The organism is Salipiger sp. HF18 (assembly GCF_011806505.1).
Classification (GTDB): domain Bacteria; phylum Pseudomonadota; class Alphaproteobacteria; order Rhodobacterales; family Rhodobacteraceae; genus Salipiger; species Salipiger thiooxidans.
Genome location: NZ_JAATOS010000785.1, coordinates 1 through 1,226, shown reverse-complemented (window position 1 = coordinate 1,226; position 1,226 = coordinate 1). Strand labels below are relative to the sequence as shown.

2 protein-coding genes are annotated in these 1,226 nt (G+C 71.0%); one reads left to right on the top strand and one right to left on the bottom strand.

The annotated features are described in order from the left end of the window. The coding region (locus HC022_RS26910; protein WP_167454416.1) for a gamma-glutamyl-gamma-aminobutyrate hydrolase family protein at positions 1 to 298 on the top strand (298 nt) is incomplete at its 5' end. A 354-nt stretch (positions 299 to 652) separates the two neighbouring features. Here the strand turns inward: HC022_RS26910 and HC022_RS26905 are convergent. Further along, positions 653 to 1,226: molybdopterin cofactor-binding domain-containing protein (locus HC022_RS26905; RefSeq protein WP_167454415.1), on the bottom strand; the 574-nt coding region annotated here is incomplete at its 5' end.

The following is a 1,226-nucleotide window of genomic DNA, read 5'->3' as shown; positions in this document are numbered from 1 at the left end:
GGAGGGCGGCTGTTTCCACCGGCTCTTCGGTGCGCCCGAGGTGATGACCAACACGCTGCACGGGCAGGGGATCAAGCGCCCCGGTGCCCGCATCGAGATCGAGGGCTTCGCGCCGGACGGCACGCCCGAAGCGCTCTACGTGAAGGGCGCGCCCGGGTTCACCATGTCGGTGCAGTGGCACCCGGAGTGGGACGCGGCCAACGACCCGGTGTCGCGGCCGCTCTTCGAGGCCTTCGGCAACGCGGTGCGCGAGTTCGCGGCGGCGCGGCGACGGGCGCCGCAGCGGATATCGGCCTGATCTTGTCGCGCTTGGCCGGGCGGGGCCGGGCGACGGCTGGGGCGTGGTTTTCGGCAGAGATTGCGCGGTCTGGTGGCGGGGTGCCTGGCCTTGACGGACCGTAGTCGCCGGTTGGGGCGCATTCGGCGGTCTTGAAGGATGCCGGGGTGACCTGGGGCGGTGGTTCCGGTCGCGCTTCGCCTCTGTGGCAAGGTTGCGCTGGTTTTTCTGGGTCTACAGGTGTTGCGCCTGACCGCCACCGCACTGACTGAGGGCGACCGGGCAGAGCGCTGACATCAGGCAAACCGTTCCAAAGCGCTCCCGGCGGAGATCCGTGCGGGGGCGGTTCGTCTCGGGAGGATGCCAAACGCCCGTTCAGATCCGGAAATCCACCGCCCGGTTGAGCGGCAGGGTGCGGTGCCGCTCGCCGGTCAGGTCGAAGATCGCGTTGGCCAGGGCCGGGGCGGCAGGGGGCGTGCCGGGCTCGCCGATGCCGCTGATGTGGCGCTGGGTCTGCAGGATGCGGGTCTCGACCAAGGGCATCTGGCTCAGGCGCAGCGCGTCGTAATCGTAGAAGTTCTGCTGCTCCACCGCGCCGTCGGCGAAGGTGATCTCGCCCATCATCGCCGCCGAGAGCCCGTAGACCAGCCCGCCCACGAGTTGTTGGTCGATGATGCCGGGATCCAGCGCCACGCCCACGTCGGCGGCCATCCATGCGCGGGTGAGGCGGATCTTCTCGTCCTCCCCGGCGACCTCGACGACGCAGGCCACCGGGGTGCCGAAGCTGAAGCACATGGCGACGCCGCGCCCGGTGCCCTCGGGCTTCGCACGCCAGCCGGACATCTCGCGCACCGCCTCGAGCACTGCTGCCGCCGGGGCCCAGGCCTCGCGGGCGAGCGAGAGGCGGAATTCGAGCGGGTCGGCGCCGGCCGCGTGGGCGAGCTCGTCC